We start from the raw sequence: 20300 nt of genomic DNA, 5'->3' as shown, positions 1-20300 counted from the left end.
ATTGGAGAGAAAAATGAAAGTCGTCGGAGATACGGTTATCCAACCTTTTCACAAGGCAACCTGCCATTGCGGTGCGGTTGAACTAGAGCTCAGTTTACCTAACGGGATAGAAAAACCACGCCGCTGTGATTGCTCGATCTGTCGTCGCAGGGGAGCGATTGTGGGCTCTGTTGCGCTGGATGGCATCAAGATCCTTAAAGGTGCAGAGCATCTCAAGCTTTACCAATTCAATACCAATACCGCGAAGCATTACTTCTGCTCAAACTGCGGTATCTATACCCATCATCAGCGCCGTTCTAGCCCAAACGAATACGGTTTTAACATCGGCTGTTTGGAAGGGGTAAACCCTTTTGATATTGGTTATGTGGTGACCAACGATGGTGTCAATCATCCAGCTGATCGTTAATTTATTGAGCATAAAAAAGGAAGGAATTATGTCTGAATACGGAGCGATCATTCGCTGGAAAAAAGCAGAAGATGAAGTCTTTAGCGACAATCAATACAGTCGAGGTCATACGTGGGAGTTCGATGGTGGTGTCACTGTGCCTGCTTCGTCCTCTCCACATGTTGTGCCACTGCCGTTTTCGGTGGAAGCGAATGTTGATCCAGAAGAAGCGTTTATCGCGGCACTTTCTAGCTGCCATATGCTGACGTTTTTGGGCATTGCCGCAAAGCAGAAGTACGTGATCGACTCCTATGTCGATGATGCGATTGGTGTGCTGGAAGAAGATGAATCTGGCCGCTCATCGGTCACTAAGGTGACTCTGCGCCCTAAAATTGTGTTTTTAGGTACCAAAAAGCCCACCGCCAAGCAGCTCGACAAACTGCACCACTTGGCGCACAAAAACTGCTTTATCGCGAACTCGGTAAAAACGGACATTGTGGTAGAAACTAAAGCGTAAACCACACGCGTTAACATCCAAAAACCGCGAGGTTGCTTAGTGCATCACTGGCGGTTTTTTTGTGTCTGTGTAATCCTACGTACGGTTTTAATTGAGTGACAGTTAGAAAGTTTTGAGAGATAGGTAGAGAGCTCTTGAATGGTAGGAATAGATTGATTAGCAGAGAGTTATGTTTAGCGTCCCATTGAATAGTTTTGTACATCGTGTGAGTGATAAAAGCCAAGTGATGGTGAATGCTGCGGAATGTGGATGTCAGTTGAAACGAGTTCGTCGTTCGCGTAATTGGCTGTTGGTCGCTCAAGAGTATCAACTCGTTGAATTTAAAACGATGTTAACCCATGAAAAAGACGGTTGGATAGCAATTGCAATCGACAAAGTGCTGCCTAAACCCGTGGTGTGTTTGGCATCTCTGTTGGCCGCTACACCTTCAATGACTGTGGCTCAGCTGGTGATGGAATCTGGATGTTCAATGGCCGAAGCAAGACGTGCTATTGATGAACATGAAGGTCTGTAGGCGTATTCAAATCGTGTGAAAAGAGAATTGCGAGCAGCAAAAAGCCCGTAACGATATTGCGCTGGAAACGTCATATCGTTACGGGCTTTATCATCTGTGCTGCTGTTAAGCTAAGCCATGCGGCTGATGAAGCATTGAATCGATTAAGAGTTCGCTACTTTTACACGAATCGTGTTTTTGCCAAGCTTTGACAAGTTCAGCTTGTTTAGTGCCGCTTTAGCTTCTTCTTGCTCTGGCATTTCAACAAAAGCGAAGCCTTTTGAGTCGCCAGTTTCTTGGTCTAAAACTAGGCTGCACTCTTTTACTGAGCCAAACTCAGAAAATAGCACACGGATGTCTTGCTCAGAGGTAGAGCGCGATAGGTTACGAACTAGAAGTTTCATAATAAACCTTGAATATGAATTTACGCCGAGCATTGTCGCACACTTTCATGCTCACCCTCACAAATAATTACTCTAATCATTTCTTTGGTAATGTGTCGCTCTATTTACCGATTAAGCGAGCTGTTTACCTGCTAGCCGCGGTTTATCGTGATATCTGACACGAATCCATGCTCTGTGCTGGTCAACGCCTGTTGTAGCATCTGAGCGGCTTCTTGCGCGGTCATAAAGCTCGAGGTATCCATGCCTTTACCGCTTGTATTCCAAAACTCGGTCGCCATTCCTCCAGGGTAAACCGCCACGATTTTCATCGGGTGACCTTTTAGCTCTAACCTTACCGATTCGATAAAGCCTTTCACGGCCCATTTTGCCGCGCAGTAGGTGGACTCTTCCGCTTTAGCACCTTGTGCCGCCGTCGACATCACCACAGCGATGGTGACCGATTGATCTTTGTAGCGCTGTACAAGCTCGCGAATCAAAAAGATCGAAGACTCAATATTGTTCTTCAGCATGTCGCTGATGATGGTTGGATCTTGCTGTTCTATCTTACCGAAGTACCCACTGCCAGCGCTGTGGATCACCAGCTTCGGCATTTCAGGTAACGCATCCAATAACTCGCTCACTGAGTGCGGGTCACAGAGATCACACGCTTGGCTAATGGTATTCGCAGGTAGGCCTTGCGCCACTTCTGCTAAACGTTGTGCATTGCGACCTGTAATGGCTACGCGCTGAGCGTCGGCGTTAGCATATTGTTTCGCGAGAGCTGCGCCTAAACCGCTGCTTGATCCGGTAATTAAAATCATACTGTCTTCAATTTGTAGAGTTGATTCGAGATAGTAAGGGGCTAGGCTAAGATTTTCTGAGATCTATGGCTAAAGTTGATCGATAGCCTGGTTGATAGGTTAATAGCTTGGGTGATCGGTCGAGCGGTAAGGCTGAGCTAAGAAAGTGGGGGAAAGCCGTTAAGAATCGACGGGTTTAGCAAGAAATAACAGCGTTAAAAAACAACGAACTAACAAGTAAAAGCGCCGGCATAGAGCCAGCGCTTTTGAGTAATCATAAGTGATTATTCGTCGTCGAACTGTTTGATCGTGAACGCGTCTTCGATTCGGTTAAGCTCTTCTTGTTCTTTCACTCGCTTCTCTTCTTGCAGAGTCGCTCTCGTTTCGTTGAAACGTTTTTTCTCTGACTTAGTCAGGAATTTTACAGCTTTTTTGTTGGTCAGTGCGTAAGCAACTACGTCTTCACCTTTTTCTCTGCGGTCGTTTACGCGTTGTGAGAAACGTTCATTGTCGCGAGCTTTACGCTCCGCTGAGGTCAACTTGCTCATGCTTTAAAGCCTTTTCAATTATTCATGGTAGGGAATCTACGCTTAGCGAAACAAATGGGGACTGCTTAGTGTCAGTCTAGTCCATTTGTATGCTGGTGGCGCATCTTAGCACAATGGCTTGAGCATGCATGTATGCTATTCGAGGGATCAAACAAAACAGCCCACAATTTTCGTTGTGGGCTGTTTTGTTACGTACTGTAGATGTAGTCATCGTTTTAAAACTAAGAATCAGAAACGGCAGTTACATCAAATCTTCTCGATGTATAAGATGACCTCTCCGACTTTAAAGCCAAACTTAGACATCTCAGTCTTGTTGAACAAGCGTTTATCGTCCATTAAGAACATCCAATCATCGAGCACCACTTCATAGGTGCTGCCGTCTACTTCAATTTCTAGATCATATTTCCAATACAGCGCAGAACCTTGGGTTTCACCATAAGCGGTTCCAACGACATCGTTGGCAGTCCCAGAATAGGTGTTTTCGCCGGTTTTGATCAGATTCCAAACGCGAGTTGAGCGCTCGCCATCAGCAAAAGAGAACCACTCTTTTATTTCTCCGTTGTCACCGTCCCAAGTCGCGATCAGTTTGGCATCAAAGCGGCGCAGTAAGTTACCAGAGCGGTCTAGCACCATGCCGTAGGCCATTAGCTCGCCATTAAAAAAGGTTTCAAGCTTGAGCTCTGGCGTTGTGTCGACATGGTCTTCTAAACTTGCAGAGCCACAGCCCACTAGCCAAGTGAGTGAAAAAAATGCCAGAGCAAATTTTATTATTGTTGTTTTTGGATTCATTTGTTCAAACCTAAAAGTTGTTTACGAAGACCGGGTTCAGAGGTGTTTTCAGACAACCAAATCGCTAGAAAGGCTTCACCAAATTGCTTGTCTTGGATGGTGCCGATCGGTTGTTCATCGAAATAAAAACGACTTACGTTATCTTCAGCGACACGAATCGTGAGTGTGCTTCCTTCTTCCACGTTCGGCCACATCGCGTACAAGGGTTTCAACCAACGTTGAATGTTGCTGTCAGAGTAGCCAAGCTTGTTCCACTGATCTTCGGTAGCGTCTACGAGGTCTTTGCTATCGATAGAGCGGTAATACTCAAGCTTCAAAGCTCGTTCGGAGTTGGTTGGAGTCGCGTAGAATTCTGCCGAGTAGAGAGTCCAAAACAGGTAACTCATTTCACCCTCACCACGTTTGTTCAGATCATCGACAGCAGAGGCTCTAGCGTGTCCGGCAAATAACAGCGCAGCAAAGATTAACGGGAGAGTAATAAAGCTTAGAAGTGTGTTTTTTGCTTGCTGATGAGCGCGAACAATACCTCGCTCAGGTTTGAACATTTGTGTCGGGTTGCGTGGATAAGCCATAAGTCACCTCGTTATTGCCATTTTAGGTTGTATTAAGTTGGAGTAGGCGGCCACCAGTAAGGGCAACAAAATCCCCCAACTTATTGCAAGGGCAGCAACTACCGATGCATCTGGCCAAGTAGTAAGAAGAGCACCTGCTTTGATGCCTCCCCAATAACTACTAGTACCTGCTACGAACCCTATGACAAACAAGATCACTTTCGAGCATTTTAAAAGCCAATTTAGGCTGTGGTTAAAACTGATTAAGAACATGATCCACAGGCAGACAAGCCACACCGGGAACCACGATTGATTAGCAATTTCAGAGTGGACGGTAAACACGCCGAAGTGGAGTAAGAGGCTATCAAGCAATAGCCCCAATGGTAATAAAATGAGTATCTTCAAATCGCTACTGCGAGTCGGTGATAGAAGGAAGTGAACCACTACAATCAGTGGTGTGACGAACGGGGCTTGCGCGGTAAAGAAAGCACTGCAAACCCAGGTCGCTTGAAACAGTACGAGATTAATAATCCAAAACCGCTTCATCTTTTGCTCCAAAGTAACGAGGTTTTCTTGCGACTACATGGTGAGTGCTGATCACGCGCTCTTTGAATGCGCCTTCACAGTAGCAGAAGTAGAAGGTCCATAAGCGTTTAAACTCTTCTGAATAGCCGAGAGACTCTAGCTCTTCCCAACTATTTTCAAAGGCGATGTTCCAATCATTCAGCGTTCGAGCGTAGTGCAGGCCAATGTCATCAATTTCTTGAACCACAAGGTCGGTGCTGGTCGCAAGGTGTTGGGTCATCACTGAAACAGAAGGTAGGCAACCGCCGGGGAAGATGTACTTCTGAATAAAGTCGACACCTTTGCGGTATTTGTCGTAACGGCTGTCAGCAATAGTAATTGCTTGAATCAGCATCTTGCCTGAGGGCTTAAGTAGCGAGGAACATTTTTCAAAGAAGGTTTGTAGATACTCATGTCCGACCGCCTCTATCATCTCGATCGAAACCAACTTGTCATACTCACCAGTGAGATTGCGATAATCCTCTTTGAGCAGGGTGATTTTGTCGGTTAAACCAAGCGCTTTTACTCTCTGTTCAGCAAGTGCATGTTGGGCATCTGAGATCGTGGTAGTGGTGACGTGGCAACCGTAGTGTTGCGCCATGAAGATGGCTAAGCCGCCCCACCCTGTGCCTATCTCGACCACGCTATCTTTCTCAGACAGTTCTAGTCGCTCACAGATGGTTTTCATTTTGTTTTGTTGAGCCTTCGACAAGGTTTCTGCGTCTTCGCTGTAGATTGCGGAAGAGTACTGCATCGAGCTATCTAAGAAGCGCTCATACAGTTCGTTGCCAATGTCGTAGTGGGCGAGAATATTTCGCTTAGAGCCTTGCTCGGTGTTGGCATTCTTACGGCGCAGCAATAGGTTTTTGATGCGAGAAATCCATTGTGTCTTGTCATCAAGCTCATCCAATTGGGCTTGGTTACGAGCCATGATTTGAATCACACGCGTGAGGTTTGGGCTGGTCCATTTACCATCGATATAGGCTTCAGATGCCCCAATGCTGCCATTGATGACCACATCTCTAAAAAAGGTCGCATCATGAATCACGATTCGACCTTTCAATTCAGCTTCTCGATCACCAAATACTGAATGCTGGTCGCGCTCAATGATTTCAAGCGTTGCGAATTGCAGGCTTTCTAAAACCTTGAAGATTAAAGCTCGATATTTACAGTTGCTTGAAACAGCAACGGCTTTAGCTTGTTGTTCAATATTGTTGTTTTGTTTGGCAAGCTGTTCCATGTAAACCTCGCTGATAACTCATTCTAATATTTTGTGCCAACTAAGCTGAGTTCAGCTCCTTGATTGGAGCGAACCCAAGCTAGAAATGATTTCTGTTTTAAGCGCTTAAGATGTTGAGTCTGGATGCGCCACAAACGGTACTTTTTTCAGGAATAATTTGAGAGCCTGATAATAAATTCCCATCACGACTTTTATCGTCATCGCCGGAATCTTGAATACCGTTCGTCTAATGTTTGTCTTGGTTACTGACTGCTTCGTCAGGGCTAGTGTCGCATCGAAAAGCTTGTCGTCTCGGCGGCTTTCGATGTGAACTAACGTGCGTTTCGCTGGTGGCTTAATCTTCCAAAAATAAGTCATGTTCAAATCCATGAACGGCGAAACGTGAAACTCTTTTTTTACCTTCAATTCTTGGTGCATGTCGATGAGATAGTAGTGTCTTTCTCGCCAAGGCGTGTTACTCACCTCAGCCAACATGTACTTACAATCTCCAGTCTCGTCATAACAGAAGAAACAGTTGATTGGGCTGAAGTAGATGCCTAAACAGCGGCACTGAGCCAGCATCGTCACACGGTTTGAATCAGACCAAACCCCACCAAGTTGTTGCACTTTGGAAGCTATACGTTGCTTAAGTGATTTTGGTTCATCCGTGGTGACATTTTCTTTTTTTTCAGCGAGATAATCCGATTCGACAAAGCGAATCGGGTTGTACCAACGAGTTCCGAACAGCGCACTGCGCGCTGTGGTTTGGGGCAGCTCATCAAGATCTAACCCCATCATATACAGCTGATAGCTGAACTCATGAGTGATGTCGCCAAAGCGGCGATGTCTGACGTTACCCCAATAGATACCGCTGAGCTCTTCACTCTTTTCGGATGCGATCCCCATCTCGGGTGTCAGGGTTTGACTGTTCATAGCGCGGAACTCGTACTCAAATCTAAACCGAAGCGTTTGGTCACATCGAGTGCACTGTGGACACCGTCTTCATGGAAGCCGTTATACCAATAAGCGCCAGCAAAGTGCGTCTGGTTTTTGCCACAGATTTGCTCACGCTTGTGCTGAGCTTCGACCGTGTTCGAATTAAGTACCGGGTGATGATAAACAAAGCTGCGAATAATTTTTTCTGGGTCGATGGCTTCGCTTTGATTCAAGGTGACACAGAAGGTGTCTTGGCTTTCGATGCCTTGCAGAATGTTCATGTTGTACGTGACACAGGCAGGTCGTTTACTGTCGCCATCCAACATGTAGTTCCAGCTTGCCCAAGCCAGTTTTCTGTCTGGTAACAAGCGAGTATCGGTGTGCAGAACCACTTCATTGCGGCTGTATGGGATCTCGCCCAGTACCTGTTGCTCTTGTTCTGTTGCATCACCAAGCAAGCGTAAGGCTTGGTCTGAGTGGCAAGCAAAGATTACTTCGTCGAAACCTTGTGCGCTGCCATCTTCAAATTCAATCGTGACGCCTGTTTCTTGGCGAGTCACTTGTTTAATCGATGTATTCAGTGCAACAGTCTTACTTAGGCGTGAAAGGATGATTTCAACATAAGAACGCGATCCCTTTGGTATCACATACCACTGAGGACGGTTCGCGATATCGAGCAATCCATGGTTGTAGAAAAACTGAATGAAGAACTTGAGCTCAAACTCTTCCATTTCTTCCAAGCTTGTCGACCAAATCGCCGCGCCCATCGGTAAGATGTAGTGCTGGCTGAAAAAGTCGGAAAATTGATTATCTCGTAGGAAACTGCCAAGGGTAACGTCTGGTGTGAATTCATTGCTTTCAAACTGAGCTTTACACAGCTTGTTGAACTTGAGAATGTCAGACACTAAAGACCAGAACTGAGGTTTGAAGATGTTGCTCCTCTGCGCGAATAACGAATTAATGCTGTGGCCGTTGTATTCAAACTTGGTCGTCGTGTTGTGGACGCTGAAGCTCATCTCAGTCGGTTGCCTTTCGACATCGAGTTGTTCTAGAAGCTGATTGAAATTCGGGTAGGTTCGATCGTTGAATACGATGAAACCTGTATCTATCGAAAACGCCGAGCCTTGATGTTCAATATCAACGGTCGCGGTGTGCCCCCCAACGTAATCATTCTTTTCGAATACTGTTACGTCGTGGTGCTTATCTAATATATGCGCGCAAGTGAGTCCAGAGATACCTGAACCAATAATGGCGATTTTCTTCATTGTTATACCATCCTTGAAGCGAGTTTTTGCCAAACTGGAGTTGGGAGCATTCTTAGTAGCTTCATCAACATGATGAATCGTCTTGGGAAATCGATTTCACTCTTTCCTTGAGCGATACCATTTACGATTCGCTGAGTTGCGGCCTCACTACTAATAATCATAGGCATAGAGAACGTATTTCGCTCGGTTAATGGCGTTTCAACAAAGCCAGGGTGCACAATTGAGACATGAATGTTGTGCGTTGCCAGATCAACCGAAAGTGTTCTGCCTAAGTAGGTGAGGGCTGCCTTTGAAGCGCCATAAGCCTCGGCTCTTGGCAAAGGTAAAAAGCTGGCGCTGGAGCTGACTAAAACCAAACGGCCGCCGGGCTTGATGTTTTTTAACCAAGCTTTAAGGGCGTAGCCAATTGAAATTAGGTTTATGTTGATGACGCGCTCAAAAAGCTCGGCATCAAAATTCACTGGGTCGTCGATGTACTCACAATCACCCGCATTTAAAATCAGCAGATCGAGCGGCTTGTCTTGGTCGAGTTCTGGAAAGTTGTGGTAATCAGTCAGATCGAAACAGAGCGGTGTAATTGATGAATGCGCGATGTCTGTATCGTGAGAATCAACTAAGGCTTGCAGTTTGTCTGGATTGCGGCCACAAGCAATCACCTGATGCCCTTGCTGAGCGTAATCTTTAGCTAGGGATTGGCCGATACCTGAGGTCGCGCCTGTAATCATAATACGCATTATCGGCTCGCCCTCTTTTTGATGGATTTGATCGCGCAGCCCAGTACTGGAATGTGTTCGTACAACATAGAGCCGACGTCGAGGTAGTCTCTGTGGTAGACCACTTGACCGTCGAGCATCTTAAGGTGGCTGTGCCCTTGTACTTCGATTGGCTTTTGCCCATTTAATTGCTTGTGAGCAAACTGCATCGTCCAGTAAACGGAAGCTTCGTCGTTCGCTTCGAAAGTGTGTTCGATATGAAAGTAACAGCTGGTTACTTGGGTGTAGAGGTTCTCGAAGTAGTGCGTAAGCGCCGAAATACCGCTGACATGATGCAGCGGATCTTGGAATTCAATATCAGGGTGATAAACCGTCTTAAGCACGTCGAAATTGTCGGTTCCGAGTTCTCGATACATGTTGAGAAAGTTATCAAGCCATAGAGAGTTATCCATAATATTCACTCTAATTATTTGAAGAAGGCTAAGGCTCTCAATCGTGCTTCTTTATGCTCAACGATGGGTTGCCAGTATTCGCTGTCTATTCCGTTTTTAGCGATAAAGTCATGTGGGAAATGTACATGCTTATCTGGGATATTTTGCAGCTCTGGTATGTACTTACGAATAAAAATTCCTTTTGGATCAAACTTTTCACTCTGAGTGATTGGATTGAAAATTCGGAAGTAAGGTTGAGCATCACAGCCAGTACTTGAAGCCCACTGCCAGCCACCATTGTTGGCACTAAAGTCTCCGTCGATAAGGTGCGACATAAAGAAACGCTCGCCCCAACGCCAGTCAATAAGCAGGTGCTTGGTTAGGAAGCTTGCCACCACCATTCTTAGTCTGTTGTGCATCCAGCCCGTTTCAACCAGTTGACGCATTGCGGCATCAACCAATGGATATCCTGTTTTTCCTTCGCACCAAGCTTTGAAGCTAGGATGATCGTGATACCAATCTAAACCATTGTATTTTTGCTGAAAGTTAGCACCTTTGACCAGTTTAGGGTGGTGGAACATCAAATGCTTATAAAAATCTCGCCAAATCAATTCATTGAGCCAACAAAAGGCCGGTAATTGCGTATCAAATAACAGATCGGGTTGCTGCTGAATCAATTGAATCGCTAACCAACGTGGGCTCACGGCGCCAATCGCTAAATAAGGTGATAGCCCCGATGTTCCTTTAACTGAGGGAATATCTCTCAGACGTGCGTAGTCGTTGACTTTATTGCCTAAGAAATTGGGGATCACATTGCCCAATACATCTTGGCTTAATGGCCAGCGACTCGAATCAACACGCGGAAAATCGAAATCATAGTCAGCAGAGATGGTTAAGGCTTGTAAGTCGTCAGGAAGCTGTGTTTGTGAACGTTCAGCTGACTCGACAGGAGCTGGACTGCAGATGATGCCTTTCACCTGAACTTCTTTTAACCAAGCGTTCTTAAAGGGCGTAAAGACTTTGAACATCTCGCCTTGTTTGTTGAGAACGCTACCGAGTGGCAGCATAACGTCACAATCGCTGATCTTCAGGTTTAGGCCGCTTGAAATCAGCTTTTTATCGCGAGCTTGTTCATCGACCTCTGGTTCAGAGTTAGCGTAGACGCACTTGGCATCAAGCTGCTGGCACAAATCGATGAGCTGTTTGGATTGGTCGTCAAAGTCGCTAGCTTTCAGGTGAAGCAACGTTATCCCGAATTCAGCGAGCTGGGAATCGAGTTGTTTTAGATGACGATAGATGAAATCAGCTTTGATCGGCGCAAGGTGGTGTTGCCGCCACGTTTGAGGCGTTGAAATGAAAACGGCGGTCGTTACGCCGTTTTCAACTGCCGCGACGAGCGCTGGGTTATCGTGAATCCGCAGGTCTCGTCGTATCCATAGTATGTCGCTCAATATCCGTATCTCAGTTTAAGTTCTTGAGGGTGCGGGTTTAGGTAAACCTGTGATTCTAGGTATTCGTTCGGGTATTCCATCAGGTAGTGATTGATCAGTGTCAGTGGCACTAGCAGTGGAACAACGCCCTCTCTGAATGATGCGATCTGGTTGGTCAGCTCTTGCTTGTGAGCGCTACTCAGTTGTTTTTTAAAGTAACCCTGCAAATGATGCAGCGTATTGGCGTGACTGCCTCGATTCGCGTGATGAGACAACGCCGTCATCAAGCCTTCGATGTATTGAGCCGCTAGTTCGTCGATATCTAAATCATTACCCGCTAGCAGTTTGCCTAAGCTTTTGTAACCCTCAACGTGGTGACACATGACTAGATATTTGTGGGCGCTGTGGAACTGAATCAGTTTGTGCTTGGTCACACCTTCATCCACAAGATCGAGCCATTTTTGGTAAGTGAACACTCGAGTCATGAAGTTTTCACGCAAAATGGGATCGTTAAGGCGGCCGTTTTCTTCAACGGGAAGTAACGGGTTGCCGTCCATAATTTGTTGGGTGAACATGCCTATGCCTGTCGATTCAGAGCCGCGACCATGGTGGTGGTACACCTTCACGCGCTCCATGCCGCAGGTTGGGCTTTTTTGACACACAATAAAGCCAGCAATGTGTTGGTTTTTCTTTGAGTAGTTTTGACCGAACTCGATCAGTTCGTTGGTCACATCACCTGAGCCATCAGGGCGAGAAACATGGATGATGTCATCTAGCATTCTTGTTTGACGAATGGTTGGACGAGGGGTTGGAAGACCAACAGCCATCTCTGGGCAAACAGGTTCCAATTCCACGTAGTCTGCTAGGTCGTCTGTACAAAAACGAGAGCGTTTATGACCTGTGTCGAAACGTACTTTATGTCCAGCAACACATGCACTGATACCGATTTTGATTTTCTTTTCCATTGGCCAGCTCCTTTGCTCTTGCTCTGAGCTTTTTCTTATAGTTCAACATTGCTAATCGTATTTACAGAGCTGGGTGTGTTTTTACTTTGACACCGTAGTTGTTTTTATTCAGATGTATTGACGATATACAGGATAGCTTTATGCCATCCTGTATATTTATAGCCTGCAACTGGGTTAATAGATATATTTTCCAAGTGGATTGAATAGTTGGCTCACACCTTTTGTGAAGTAAAGCGCATCACTTGAAACGGTTAAACAGACACAACCTTCTTTTGTTGCCGGTTGATGAGTGTGATTGCCATCCAACCAGATGAAGTCACCTTTGTTGTAAACGCCCATTTCGTCTTCGAAACTGCCCTCTAGAAGAAGCGTGATCTCGAAGCCTTTGTGGGTGTGGCAAGGCACTTGTCCATCTTTGTCGATGTGCAACAAGCTGGTGTGGTGTGCTTCGTCAGCAAAATCGAGTCTTGCTCGTGAAATTTTGCCTAGGTTCATCCAGTCCTTTCTCGCTACTGAGTTTAGAGCGCGAGGGATTGTGAATGTCGTGTCAGCAACAGTTACTTTCTGAACCTCTGGAGTCACTTCAACAGACTGAGAAGTATCAGCTGTGATTTGCTCTATCGCGTCAAAATCAAAGTCCATGTCGTCCATTGAGAAGCTGTCTAGATCTTCATTTGAGAATACTGGCTCTGCGTCAAAAGCATTATTCGCTGCTACAGCTGTAAGCTGCTTGACTTGTTGTTGGCAGTGTTCACACAGCTCTACATGGCTAGAAACAATCAAAGAAACTGAATCAGCCAACGTGCCATCGACGAAGTCTTTCAAGATTGCCGCGTTTGGGTGATGTTTAATCATGGTCTTGTTCCCCCATGTGAACTTTTAATTTGGCTAAAGCGAGTCTCAGACGTGATTTCACTGTTCCAAGTGGGACGCCAAGTTGCTGAGCGAGTTGCTCTTGAGAGAGCTCTTGAAAGTAAACGCCTTTGACGATGGTTTTCTGAGCGAGAGGCAACTTTTCTATTTGAGTCATTACGTGTCGGCTCATCAAATGGTCACCGAATGGCAAATCTTCGCTTGGAGACTCGGCTACCATCGCATCGATTGGCCAGATATCGTCGGCTATCGTTTGTTCGGCTTTCGCTTTCACTTTGCGCAACATGTCGAATGCTGCATTACGCATTACCGTGTAGACCCAAGTGGTCGCAGCGCCTTTATCTACATTGTAGAGATGTGCTTTCTTCCAAACATTAGTCATCGTGTCTTGAACTAGCTCGTTTGCAGCAGCTTCGCCACCCAACTTACTGATACCAAAACGCTTGATCTTAGGAGCGAAGAACTTGAACAAACAGGTGAACGCCTGCTTGTCTCGGTCTGTACCAACCAACACCAGCCAGCTCGAGAGCTCTGTCGGTACTTTGTTGTCTGTAGGTACTTTGTTATCGGGAATAATGACATGCTCCTTGCCGTTCCCTGAACTTCTGCTTTCCACTTGCATAGTAACTAACCATCATGCGAATTTGATGGGCACTACGTGGAAGGAGAAAGTCGGGATCACTTTAATTTAAATTAATTTCTACTATACAAAATTATAGTGAAGAAAAGTGCTTATTGCCCCGTAATGATTTGATTCAAAAAAGGAACTAGAGACGGAAAACTGGCTGGCTCAGTAAATTCTGTTTTCTTTTCCAGTGGGATAGGCATCATTTCGAGCAATCGCGCACAGATCCATTGTGGGCTCTCAAAATCAGGAGTGGGATAGAGTGTTCTTATCGAATCGTGGTCGCGAAACAACTGAACCAAAAAAGCGGTAAACACGTTAGGCACTTTATATTCATCGGTAGGCCAGTGAGGCAACAAGCTGAACTTACTTTTGATCAGGTCATCATCGTCTCGAAACGACCCATGCAATTGCACCAACTTTTCGCCTTCGACATCAATTTCTAATATCTGGTCGTCCGACATATTAAAGTCGACGATGGTCACCTTTGTTCCCCAAGAGCTGAGATGATCAGAGTTAGATTTGTCTTGAGTGGCGATAATGAAACCATCGCCCTGCGCTGCGTGAGCAACCATCGCGAGATACTTTAGCTCAAAAATGCGCAGTCTTTGTCTGCCTCCCGGTAAAAGGAAGATGGGGAGGGGAAACACAGCGAGCTCCAGAGAAGACTCTACGGGTGTTTCTGGTTCGGCGTCTGTCCGCGTGGTCTTCCTAGGTGAATTCGGCACATAGTACTCCTTAGTTCAAATGTGATTTGAGAAGATATACGCGGGGAGGGTGGTGTTCGATCAATTCGCTTCGGCTTATGTTCGTAAAGGGATAGGTATTTTGTTGCACCTGTTCATAAATTCACTGTTTTTACCTTTTTTCATACGCGTCATTATGTAATATATGTACAAATAGTAAGCGAATGGGTAGTCGCCAGACGATGCTTATATCTGACGTTCTTCTATACCTAACATCGCATCAAAGGAATGGTCATGATTGTTATTTATGGTATCAAAGAGTGCTTAAATCCAATTAAGTTGCAGCTCTCTAATGTGTTGCAGCAGTGCTTGAATAGTGAAATGGGTTTACCCGATGACAAGCGAGCACATCGATTTGTGCCATTGGAACGGGATGACTTCTTTTACCCAGAAGGAAGAACAGAAGCCTATACCGTCATTGAGATCAACATGATGGAAGGTCGAGCGGTAAACACCAAAAAGCGTCTAATCAAGAAGATCTTTTCTGAGATTGAAAAGCAGCTCTCTATCTCTCCGATTGATATTGAAATCACCATTAAAGAGCAGCCATCGCATTGCTGGGGATTTCGAGGGATGACCGGCGATGAAGCTCAAGATATGAAGTACAAAGTGAACGTCTAGGGTTTAAGCTCTTAACTCTTAACTCTTAACTCTTAACACGTAAGACTTAAGCCAATCTATCGAGTGACGGCTTTGGAATTTGATGCCAAAGCCGTTTTCCTAGTTCTCGACACTAACCTTTAAGCATCTAAGCATCGTCACTCTTTTTTAAATACTGATGCCAATTTTCATTGATCACGTCAAAGTGCTCAACGCAGAACTCTTTTCTGTCTTTCAAATAGTCGTTTTCCACTTCATCGAGCAAGTTCTTATAGGCATCGGGATCGCTGCCATACACCAAGCATAACGTGGAGAAGTAACGCTGCAGGTCGAAACTGTGCTCGTCGATGTATTCCCCCAAGTCGTAATACTCTGGGCGGTCTTCTGACTCGAAAGCGAACATGTCTGCAGCGCTGATAGCAGCGTCGGCCCCATGCTCTACGTAGTTAAGCAGTAGCACGGTTGCTAGGTTATCAACCGCATCTTCTTCTTTACCCAATATGGCAATGTTCTGATCTTCGATATACGCATGCCCAGTCTCGTGTAGCAGGGTGTGCAGCAAGGTATCAATAGCGCCGGTTTGCGCAGATTTCCCATACTCTTTTTCGTATTGGTTCTTCTCAAAGTAATTGAGTGACTCAGCGTAAAAACTGTAAGGGATCAGTACTTGATGGGTTTGTGGATCGTAGAGTGGTCCTTCTTCCCCGCCATATTGAATGGTTAATGGCTTCTCAAACATGAAGAGTTGGTTTGATAGGTCGACCACGGTGTCATTAACGCCACTGCTTTGAATCTCTCGTTTGAGCTGCTCTTCTTCGGTATTTTGCGGTGTAGAGTACTCGACGATTAGGTTACTTTGGGTGGCTTGTTCACTAGATGCATAAGTTGTGGCAAACATTGCACTCAGGGCTAGGCTGCAGGTCAATGTTCGTTTCAATAATGTCATCGGCTATCCTTGTGATTACGTTGCGATTCAGAGTCGTGCTTGGGGTAACAACTCCAAGCTGTGTACCCTGATTTAGTTATTGCGTTAGAGTATAAGTTTAGACGGAATTTTGATGCATCGAGGACTGCAATTTTTGAAGTAGGCGCTATCCTATCAATGAATAATCCGCTTAGAGATTCGCCACAAAGAATAAGTAAGCTGAATGAGCGGTGTCGATGTGATTCGTTTCTATTGGTAATTAACAGATAAATTTCGGTTCAACACAACCCTTGTGCTATACTCCGCGCCCCAATCCGAATTGGCTTGTTTAATCTTAGGAAATTATTATGAGTGTTAAAAACGAACTTCAACAAATTAACAACCGTCTAGACAAGTGTCGCCACAAGTTAGATGCTGCTAAAACTCGTAATGATCGTCCTGTTGTTCGTCAGTTCGAGGAAGAGATTAAGAAGCTAACTAAGAAAATTGCCCAGCTTAAACACAAAGAAAGCTATGATGTGAACCAAGAGCGTAAGTCTCTGGTTGATATGCCATTTAGCCGTGAGATCACTAAGGCTGAGCAAGCGGATATGGGTAAACTTAAAAAGTCTGTTAAAGGGCTCGTAATTGTTCATCCAATGACGAAGATCGGTAAAGAACTTCGCATTGAGGTTATGACTGGTTACGCACCGAAAAAATTCTAATTACCAGCGATGGTGATGAAAGAGGAGCTAGAAATAGCTCCTTTTTGCTTTTTTAGGTATTAAGAAAGCAGAGTCAGCGGCATAGATACTCACGCCGTTTTCAACTTTTAGGAGGTGATTGTTGTCACAAATCCTTTTATCTCCTATAAAAGTTAACGTGCTACTAACATGGTACTAAGCGATCGCAGTAATGTGTTCGCTTTTCGAATCCACACTTTCTCTCCAGTTTGTATAAATATAGGTAGAGCAGCACAAATAATTACAGATAAAACTAGACTCATTAGGGAAGATGAGAACGTAAAAAAATAGAGGTTATATGAATCAATTAATTTCAATTGGACCACTAGAATCCTTCCTAATCGCGATTAGTGTTTTGTTTCTAGGTCATTTCGTCAATGCAAAGCTTCCGATTCTCAAAAAGTACAACATTCCAGAGCCCATTGTCGGCGGCTTGATTGTCGCTTTTGCTATTACAGCCCTGCACTTTAACGGCCTTGATCTTGAGTTTTCCTTGCCCCTGCAGAACACGTTTATGTTGATGTTCTTTGCAACGGTCGGTCTTGCGGCGAACTACACGCAGCTGATAAAAGGTGGTGCTAAGGTATTCCTATTCTTAGGGGTAGCGTCGGTTTACATCATTATCCAAAACGGTGTAGGCGTAACCTTAGCTACGGCACTAGGCCTTGAACCCTTGATGGGTTTGATTGCTGGCTCTATCACCCTTTCGGGCGGTCACGGCACAGGCGCGGCTTGGTCTCAAACTTTTGCAGACACGTTTGGCATTGCAAATACGCTAGAAATCGCGATGGCTTCAGCGACCTTTGGTTTGATCATCGGTGGTATTATCGGTAGCCCAGTGGCGCAAAAGCTGATTGATAAAAACCAGCTTGAATCTGAGTACGGCACTGGCACGCAAACACATGAACGCTTCCCTGAACTTGTTACTTACAACGAGTATGAAGAAGACAAAGTGACGGCGAAGAAGGTGATTGAAGTGTTGTTCATCCTTCTTATCTGTATCACGGGTGCGAAGTACCTAGAGCAGTGGGTGGCGACTTTTGAAATTTCTTGGTTGATGATTCCTGACTTCGTTTACGCGTTGTTTATCGGTGTGTTCATCACTAACGTGTTTGAAGTGACTAAGCTGCATAAGACTGACAGCGAAACGGTCGATATTCTTGGTACGGTGTCATTGTCACTGTTCCTAGCAATGGCGCTAATGAGCCTTAAGCTTTGGAACATATTTGACCTTGCGATTCCGTTCTTGGTTATCCTTGCGGTTCAGGCGGTTGTGTTAGGTATCTTCTCTTACTTTGTGACGTTCAAAGTAATGGGTTCTAACTACGACGCAGCGGTTATGGCAGGTGGTCACTGTGGTTTCGGCCTAGGTGCAACACCAACAGCGGTAATGAACATGGGCTCTTTGGTGAACCGTTTTGGTCCTTCACCACAGGCGTTCATGGTGGTGCCAATTGTTGGTGCCTTCTTTATCGATATCGTTAACCTGATTATCCTTCAGGGTTACATCTCGTTTATCGGTTAATGTTCGCCTTTACTTAAACGCAATGTGCTTATCGCACTAAGATGAATACAAGAAAGCCAGTCTGTTGACTGGCTTTTTTTGTTCTTGTTTATCGAGGTTTTCTTGCCTGATACCCCTGCGGTTAGGGCTCTGTCACATCAATAACTAGGGCGTGTTGATCTTTCGAGCTGATTTTTGCAGTGAGTTGCTGGGTATTTATACAAGGCAGAGGCATCGATGTGTAGCTAGCCTACATGAGAAGCCGATAACGCAGTAGAAATGACCAGCAAACGCTGCCCGAAGGGTTCGAGCTGGGCGCCCCCGCAAAAAGCGTTTTACTCTTTGTTGAGGGAGGTTTGCTTAGAATGACTAGGCTACTTCTCCCTCACCGCGATTAAAACGCTTTTGACTAGGCGTCCCCATCCGAACGAAATTTAACCACGAAAGGTCAACACGCCCTAAAGTGTTGTAACGACTTCATCAAGAGCTAGGCGCGCTTTTGGTTTGCCGTAGTTGTAGTCTTCGCCGTCTTTGTGGTAGCCGATAGCTAGAGCTACATCAACAACGTGACCTTCTAGTTCGTCAGCAAACTCTTCGCTGATCATAGCTGTATCTACACCTTCCATAGGTGTTGAAGCGATACCTAGACGAGCTAGTGTGTGCAGTGTGTTACCTAGTGCGATGTAAACTTGAGACTTAGTCCAGTTACCGTTGAAACCTGTTTCGTCTGTGTTCATTTCTGCGAATGCGTAAGCACCTAAGAATTGCTCGTACATTTCAGCTGGTAAGTGACCAGAGCTTACTTCTGTATCAGCACGCTTCGCGAATTTCTCTTTAGTGTACTTAGGATCGTGAGCAAACAGGATCGTGTGTGACGCTTCTTTCGCATGTGGTTGGTTAAACTGGAACATGTTTTCGAAAGTATTGTGGAAGCGTTGTTTTGCTGCGTCACTCTCAATGATGATGAATTTCCAAGGCTGAGAGTTGATAGAAGAAGCTGACAAGCGAAGTGCTTCTTTGATTACTTCCATGTCTTCCGCAGAGATGCGCTTTTCTGCATCGTATTTTTTAGCTGTGTAACGAGTGTTTAGATCAGTAATGATTGGATGAGTCATGTTGAATCCTAATATCTATCAATAATAAATGTTGTAGGGTTTTATGTTCAGTTACGTCAACAATAAACGGATAACCAATTTAAACGAATCTCAATAGATTGAACGTCTAAATAGTTATCGAACATGCCCCAATAAATCGAGTATCTGCGGTAGCTCAAGTCGATGGGTGTAAGATAATAGAAGAATGACTCGGGAAAAATAGCGAACATATCAAATCACTATGGTTAATAATGTCCATAATGATTCAATAAGTGTGATCTTAATGGAGGTGGAATCTCTAGATTCAGTAGCTTAGTACGCTTTGATACCATATTGGCGCAATAATGGCGGAAGTACGCTGTCTAGGTTGGGGATATCTTCTGGCGTGATTTCGATTAAACCAAAACCATGCTCTTCATAGATTTTTCTCGTAGCTTCACGTTTATTTTCGGCGATTGGCGCAGAATCAGTTCCCCAGAACTGGATGTATACTTTGCCACTTGGTAGATAAAAATCGCTGATCACTTCTTTTGATATCGGAAGCGGACGCTCGTACGCATGGACCACTCCTGCCATATAAAGCCAGTTATCAATGATCAGCTCTCCCTTTGATCGAACATAATGCCCGTCTAAGCTTCGGTGCTTCGCCTTAAATTTCTGACGAAAACTGGAGAATGACACATCGGTCGAGTGGCTTTCAGCATCATGCCCTAGGAATTCAACAACAGACTGCTTTAAACGTTTATTGCGAACCAATGAGTCGTGCCATACCACGAATAAGTTTTGAGTCGCTTTGTCTTCTCTTTGTTCACCTCCGGCTTTTAAGCCTGTAGAGGTGACATGCCAACCGTCTTCTTCTTTTGTTATCCAACCAAGCTCGTTGAGCAGTAAGTTGATTTTCTTTGCGCTGAGTTGAAAGGCACTGCCAAGCTGGGTGGCGGTGAGTGTTTTTCCTGAGAATGAGTCCAAATCGATAAGCAGTTTCTCTGGCCAGACAATAAAGACACCAAACTTCTTGTGTTCGACATATTCCCCACCAAAGCTTTCTCCCCTTTCTGTGAGAATCCAACGCTCTTGTGAACGCACTATATAGCCCGCTGTTTTTAGATCGCTAAATAAAGCTTTAGCTTCTATGCCTTTTTGTTTAGCGAGTGCGGATGTGGAAATTTTGTCTGACATAGTCTTTTCTCAAATAGCGGAGTGATCAGCTGATGGGTGTTGG

The 20300-nt window shown here is 45.1% G+C and carries 25 protein-coding genes; 6 read left to right on the top strand and 19 right to left on the bottom strand.

Features of this window, described 5'->3' with window-relative positions; translation table 11 throughout:
• Nucleotides 1-13 precede the first annotated feature (13 nt).
• From AB4503_RS19230 to AB4503_RS19220, 3 genes are all read left to right on the top strand, one after another.
• Entirely contained in the window at nucleotides 14-406 is a 393-nt protein-coding gene (locus tag AB4503_RS19230) for a GFA family protein (RefSeq protein WP_372115576.1), read from the top strand.
• Nucleotides 407-434: 28 nt separating this feature from the next.
• Nucleotides 435-902, top strand: a complete 468-nt coding sequence (locus AB4503_RS19225) for an OsmC family protein (RefSeq protein WP_017065091.1) — start codon at nucleotides 435-437, stop codon at nucleotides 900-902.
• Between the two features lie 169 nt (nucleotides 903-1071).
• Nucleotides 1072-1416, top strand: coding sequence for a ribosome recycling factor family protein (locus AB4503_RS19220; RefSeq protein ID WP_017061272.1), 345 nt, complete (start codon nucleotides 1072-1074; stop codon nucleotides 1414-1416).
• Nucleotides 1417-1559: 143 nt separating this feature from the next.
• On the opposite strand, the gene AB4503_RS19215 is transcribed toward AB4503_RS19220, so the two are convergent.
• From AB4503_RS19215 to AB4503_RS19140, 16 genes are all read right to left on the bottom strand, one after another.
• Nucleotides 1560-1799 (bottom strand): RNA-binding protein, encoded by a 240-nt coding sequence (locus tag AB4503_RS19215; protein ID WP_017061273.1) that lies wholly within the window; start codon nucleotides 1797-1799, stop codon nucleotides 1560-1562.
• 131 nt (nucleotides 1800-1930) lie between these two features.
• Complete coding sequence (locus tag AB4503_RS19210; protein WP_017065090.1) at nucleotides 1931-2599, bottom strand: SDR family NAD(P)-dependent oxidoreductase; 669 nt, start codon at nucleotides 2597-2599, stop codon at nucleotides 1931-1933.
• 263 nt (nucleotides 2600-2862) lie between these two features.
• On the bottom strand, nucleotides 2863-3126 hold the full coding sequence (locus AB4503_RS19205) for a hypothetical protein (RefSeq protein ID WP_017061275.1): 264 nt from the start codon (nucleotides 3124-3126) through the stop codon (nucleotides 2863-2865).
• Between the two features lie 246 nt (nucleotides 3127-3372).
• The gene (locus AB4503_RS19200; RefSeq protein WP_017061276.1) at nucleotides 3373-3915 is read right to left on the bottom strand and encodes a DUF3833 domain-containing protein; all 543 of its coding nucleotides are present in this window, start codon (nucleotides 3913-3915) and stop codon (nucleotides 3373-3375) included.
• Nucleotides 3912-4487: a chalcone isomerase family protein gene (locus AB4503_RS19195; RefSeq protein WP_372115575.1), complete on the bottom strand. Its 576-nt coding sequence runs from the start codon at nucleotides 4485-4487 to the stop codon at nucleotides 3912-3914. Before AB4503_RS19195 ends, AB4503_RS19200 begins: the two co-directional genes overlap by 4 nt.
• Nucleotides 4488-4490: 3 nt before the next feature.
• Nucleotides 4491-5012, bottom strand: a complete 522-nt coding sequence (locus tag AB4503_RS19190) for a DUF2878 domain-containing protein (protein ID WP_372115574.1) — start codon at nucleotides 5010-5012, stop codon at nucleotides 4491-4493.
• Nucleotides 4990-6270, bottom strand: coding sequence for a class I SAM-dependent methyltransferase (locus AB4503_RS19185; RefSeq protein WP_372115573.1), 1281 nt, complete (start codon nucleotides 6268-6270; stop codon nucleotides 4990-4992). The genes AB4503_RS19190 and AB4503_RS19185 overlap by 23 nt, the downstream gene beginning before the upstream one ends.
• Nucleotides 6271-6375: 105 nt before the next feature.
• Nucleotides 6376-7182 carry a DUF1365 domain-containing protein gene (locus AB4503_RS19180; RefSeq protein WP_017061280.1) on the bottom strand — a complete coding sequence of 269 codons (807 nt, stop codon included), beginning with the start codon at nucleotides 7180-7182 and terminating at the stop codon, nucleotides 6376-6378.
• The gene (locus AB4503_RS19175; protein ID WP_102428126.1) at nucleotides 7179-8450 is read right to left on the bottom strand and encodes an NAD(P)/FAD-dependent oxidoreductase; all 1272 of its coding nucleotides are present in this window, start codon (nucleotides 8448-8450) and stop codon (nucleotides 7179-7181) included. Before AB4503_RS19175 ends, AB4503_RS19180 begins: the two co-directional genes overlap by 4 nt.
• Nucleotides 8451-8452: 2 nt before the next feature.
• The gene (locus AB4503_RS19170) at nucleotides 8453-9184 is read right to left on the bottom strand and encodes an SDR family NAD(P)-dependent oxidoreductase (RefSeq protein WP_019819978.1); all 732 of its coding nucleotides are present in this window, start codon (nucleotides 9182-9184) and stop codon (nucleotides 8453-8455) included.
• Nucleotides 9184-9615: a nuclear transport factor 2 family protein gene (locus AB4503_RS19165; RefSeq protein WP_017061283.1), complete on the bottom strand. Its 432-nt coding sequence runs from the start codon at nucleotides 9613-9615 to the stop codon at nucleotides 9184-9186. The genes AB4503_RS19170 and AB4503_RS19165 overlap by 1 nt, the downstream gene beginning before the upstream one ends.
• Before the next feature lie 14 nt (nucleotides 9616-9629).
• Complete coding sequence (gene phrB, locus AB4503_RS19160; RefSeq protein WP_065583940.1) at nucleotides 9630-11045, bottom strand: deoxyribodipyrimidine photo-lyase; 1416 nt, start codon at nucleotides 11043-11045, stop codon at nucleotides 9630-9632.
• Nucleotides 11042-11989, bottom strand: a complete 948-nt coding sequence (locus AB4503_RS19155) for a DUF523 and DUF1722 domain-containing protein (protein WP_017060965.1) — start codon at nucleotides 11987-11989, stop codon at nucleotides 11042-11044. The genes phrB and AB4503_RS19155 overlap by 4 nt, the downstream gene beginning before the upstream one ends.
• Nucleotides 11990-12163: 174 nt before the next feature.
• Nucleotides 12164-12844: a ChrR family anti-sigma-E factor gene (locus tag AB4503_RS19150; protein ID WP_017060966.1), complete on the bottom strand. Its 681-nt coding sequence runs from the start codon at nucleotides 12842-12844 to the stop codon at nucleotides 12164-12166.
• Nucleotides 12837-13484, bottom strand: a complete 648-nt coding sequence (locus tag AB4503_RS19145; RefSeq protein WP_372115572.1) for a sigma-70 family RNA polymerase sigma factor — start codon at nucleotides 13482-13484, stop codon at nucleotides 12837-12839. Before AB4503_RS19145 ends, AB4503_RS19150 begins: the two co-directional genes overlap by 8 nt.
• Before the next feature lie 110 nt (nucleotides 13485-13594).
• A complete protein-coding gene (locus AB4503_RS19140) occupies nucleotides 13595-14215 on the bottom strand; it encodes an LON peptidase substrate-binding domain-containing protein (protein ID WP_017060968.1) in 621 nt (206 codons plus the stop codon).
• A gap of 252 nt (nucleotides 14216-14467) precedes the next feature.
• On the opposite strand from AB4503_RS19140, the gene AB4503_RS19135 reads away from it, so the two are divergent.
• Nucleotides 14468-14854 carry a tautomerase family protein gene (locus tag AB4503_RS19135; RefSeq protein ID WP_372115571.1) on the top strand — a complete coding sequence of 129 codons (387 nt, stop codon included), beginning with the start codon at nucleotides 14468-14470 and terminating at the stop codon, nucleotides 14852-14854.
• A 127-nt stretch (nucleotides 14855-14981) separates the two neighbouring features.
• Here the strand turns inward: AB4503_RS19135 and AB4503_RS19130 are convergent, their stop codons facing one another.
• Complete coding sequence (locus AB4503_RS19130; protein ID WP_017060970.1) at nucleotides 14982-15779, bottom strand: DUF4344 domain-containing metallopeptidase; 798 nt, start codon at nucleotides 15777-15779, stop codon at nucleotides 14982-14984.
• Between the two features lie 326 nt (nucleotides 15780-16105).
• On the opposite strand from AB4503_RS19130, the gene AB4503_RS19125 reads away from it, so the two are divergent.
• Both AB4503_RS19125 and gltS read left to right on the top strand, forming a co-directional pair.
• A complete protein-coding gene (locus AB4503_RS19125; RefSeq protein WP_017060971.1) occupies nucleotides 16106-16462 on the top strand; it encodes a YibL family ribosome-associated protein in 357 nt (118 codons plus the stop codon).
• Between the two features lie 316 nt (nucleotides 16463-16778).
• Entirely contained in the window at nucleotides 16779-18005 is a 1227-nt protein-coding gene (gene gltS, locus AB4503_RS19120) for a sodium/glutamate symporter (RefSeq protein WP_017060972.1), read from the top strand.
• Between the two features lie 437 nt (nucleotides 18006-18442).
• On the opposite strand, the gene AB4503_RS19115 is transcribed toward gltS, so the two are convergent.
• On the bottom strand, nucleotides 18443-19099 hold the full coding sequence (locus tag AB4503_RS19115) for an NAD(P)H-dependent oxidoreductase (RefSeq protein ID WP_372115570.1): 657 nt from the start codon (nucleotides 19097-19099) through the stop codon (nucleotides 18443-18445).
• Nucleotides 19100-19390: 291 nt separating this feature from the next.
• Entirely contained in the window at nucleotides 19391-20257 is an 867-nt protein-coding gene (locus AB4503_RS19110; protein ID WP_017065081.1) for a hypothetical protein, read from the bottom strand.
• Between the last annotated feature and the right edge of the window lie 43 nt (nucleotides 20258-20300).

Origin of the sequence: Vibrio sp. 10N.222.55.B11 (assembly GCF_041473705.1) — a bacterium.
Lineage (GTDB): Bacteria > Pseudomonadota > Gammaproteobacteria > Enterobacterales > Vibrionaceae > Vibrio > Vibrio crassostreae_C.
Note: the sequence above shows the minus strand (reverse complement) of the source record. Positions and strands in the feature narration are given on the sequence as shown.

What these genes read in the sequence shown, in the direction of transcription:
- AB4503_RS19180 (WP_017061280.1), bottom strand. Translation starts at nt 7,182, where the DNA reads ATGAACAGTCAAACCCTGACACCCGAGATGGGGATCGCATCCGAAAAG.
- AB4503_RS19135 (WP_372115571.1), top strand. Translation starts at nt 14,468, where the DNA reads ATGATTGTTATTTATGGTATCAAAGAGTGCTTAAATCCAATTAAGTTG.
- AB4503_RS19185 (WP_372115573.1), bottom strand. Translation starts at nt 6,270, where the DNA reads ATGGAACAGCTTGCCAAACAAAACAACAATATTGAACAACAAGCTAAA.
- gltS (WP_017060972.1), top strand. Translation starts at nt 16,779, where the DNA reads ATGAATCAATTAATTTCAATTGGACCACTAGAATCCTTCCTAATCGCG.
- AB4503_RS19205 (WP_017061275.1), bottom strand. Translation starts at nt 3,126, where the DNA reads ATGAGCAAGTTGACCTCAGCGGAGCGTAAAGCTCGCGACAATGAACGT.
- AB4503_RS19125 (WP_017060971.1), top strand. Translation starts at nt 16,106, where the DNA reads ATGAGTGTTAAAAACGAACTTCAACAAATTAACAACCGTCTAGACAAG.
- AB4503_RS19215 (WP_017061273.1), bottom strand. Translation starts at nt 1,799, where the DNA reads ATGAAACTTCTAGTTCGTAACCTATCGCGCTCTACCTCTGAGCAAGAC.
- AB4503_RS19165 (WP_017061283.1), bottom strand. Translation starts at nt 9,615, where the DNA reads ATGGATAACTCTCTATGGCTTGATAACTTTCTCAACATGTATCGAGAA.
- AB4503_RS19195 (WP_372115575.1), bottom strand. Translation starts at nt 4,487, where the DNA reads ATGGCTTATCCACGCAACCCGACACAAATGTTCAAACCTGAGCGAGGT.
- AB4503_RS19170 (WP_019819978.1), bottom strand. Translation starts at nt 9,184, where the DNA reads ATGCGTATTATGATTACAGGCGCGACCTCAGGTATCGGCCAATCCCTA.
- AB4503_RS19155 (WP_017060965.1), bottom strand. Translation starts at nt 11,989, where the DNA reads ATGGAAAAGAAAATCAAAATCGGTATCAGTGCATGTGTTGCTGGACAT.
- AB4503_RS19225 (WP_017065091.1), top strand. Translation starts at nt 435, where the DNA reads ATGTCTGAATACGGAGCGATCATTCGCTGGAAAAAAGCAGAAGATGAA.
- AB4503_RS19200 (WP_017061276.1), bottom strand. Translation starts at nt 3,915, where the DNA reads ATGAATCCAAAAACAACAATAATAAAATTTGCTCTGGCATTTTTTTCA.
- AB4503_RS19220 (WP_017061272.1), top strand. Translation starts at nt 1,072, where the DNA reads ATGTTTAGCGTCCCATTGAATAGTTTTGTACATCGTGTGAGTGATAAA.
- AB4503_RS19110 (WP_017065081.1), bottom strand. Translation starts at nt 20,257, where the DNA reads ATGTCAGACAAAATTTCCACATCCGCACTCGCTAAACAAAAAGGCATA.
- AB4503_RS19175 (WP_102428126.1), bottom strand. Translation starts at nt 8,450, where the DNA reads ATGAAGAAAATCGCCATTATTGGTTCAGGTATCTCTGGACTCACTTGC.
- AB4503_RS19230 (WP_372115576.1), top strand. Translation starts at nt 14, where the DNA reads ATGAAAGTCGTCGGAGATACGGTTATCCAACCTTTTCACAAGGCAACC.
- AB4503_RS19210 (WP_017065090.1), bottom strand. Translation starts at nt 2,599, where the DNA reads ATGATTTTAATTACCGGATCAAGCAGCGGTTTAGGCGCAGCTCTCGCG.
- AB4503_RS19190 (WP_372115574.1), bottom strand. Translation starts at nt 5,012, where the DNA reads ATGAAGCGGTTTTGGATTATTAATCTCGTACTGTTTCAAGCGACCTGG.
- AB4503_RS19150 (WP_017060966.1), bottom strand. Translation starts at nt 12,844, where the DNA reads ATGATTAAACATCACCCAAACGCGGCAATCTTGAAAGACTTCGTCGAT.
- AB4503_RS19130 (WP_017060970.1), bottom strand. Translation starts at nt 15,779, where the DNA reads ATGACATTATTGAAACGAACATTGACCTGCAGCCTAGCCCTGAGTGCA.
- AB4503_RS19115 (WP_372115570.1), bottom strand. Translation starts at nt 19,099, where the DNA reads ATGACTCATCCAATCATTACTGATCTAAACACTCGTTACACAGCTAAA.
- AB4503_RS19145 (WP_372115572.1), bottom strand. Translation starts at nt 13,484, where the DNA reads ATGCAAGTGGAAAGCAGAAGTTCAGGGAACGGCAAGGAGCATGTCATT.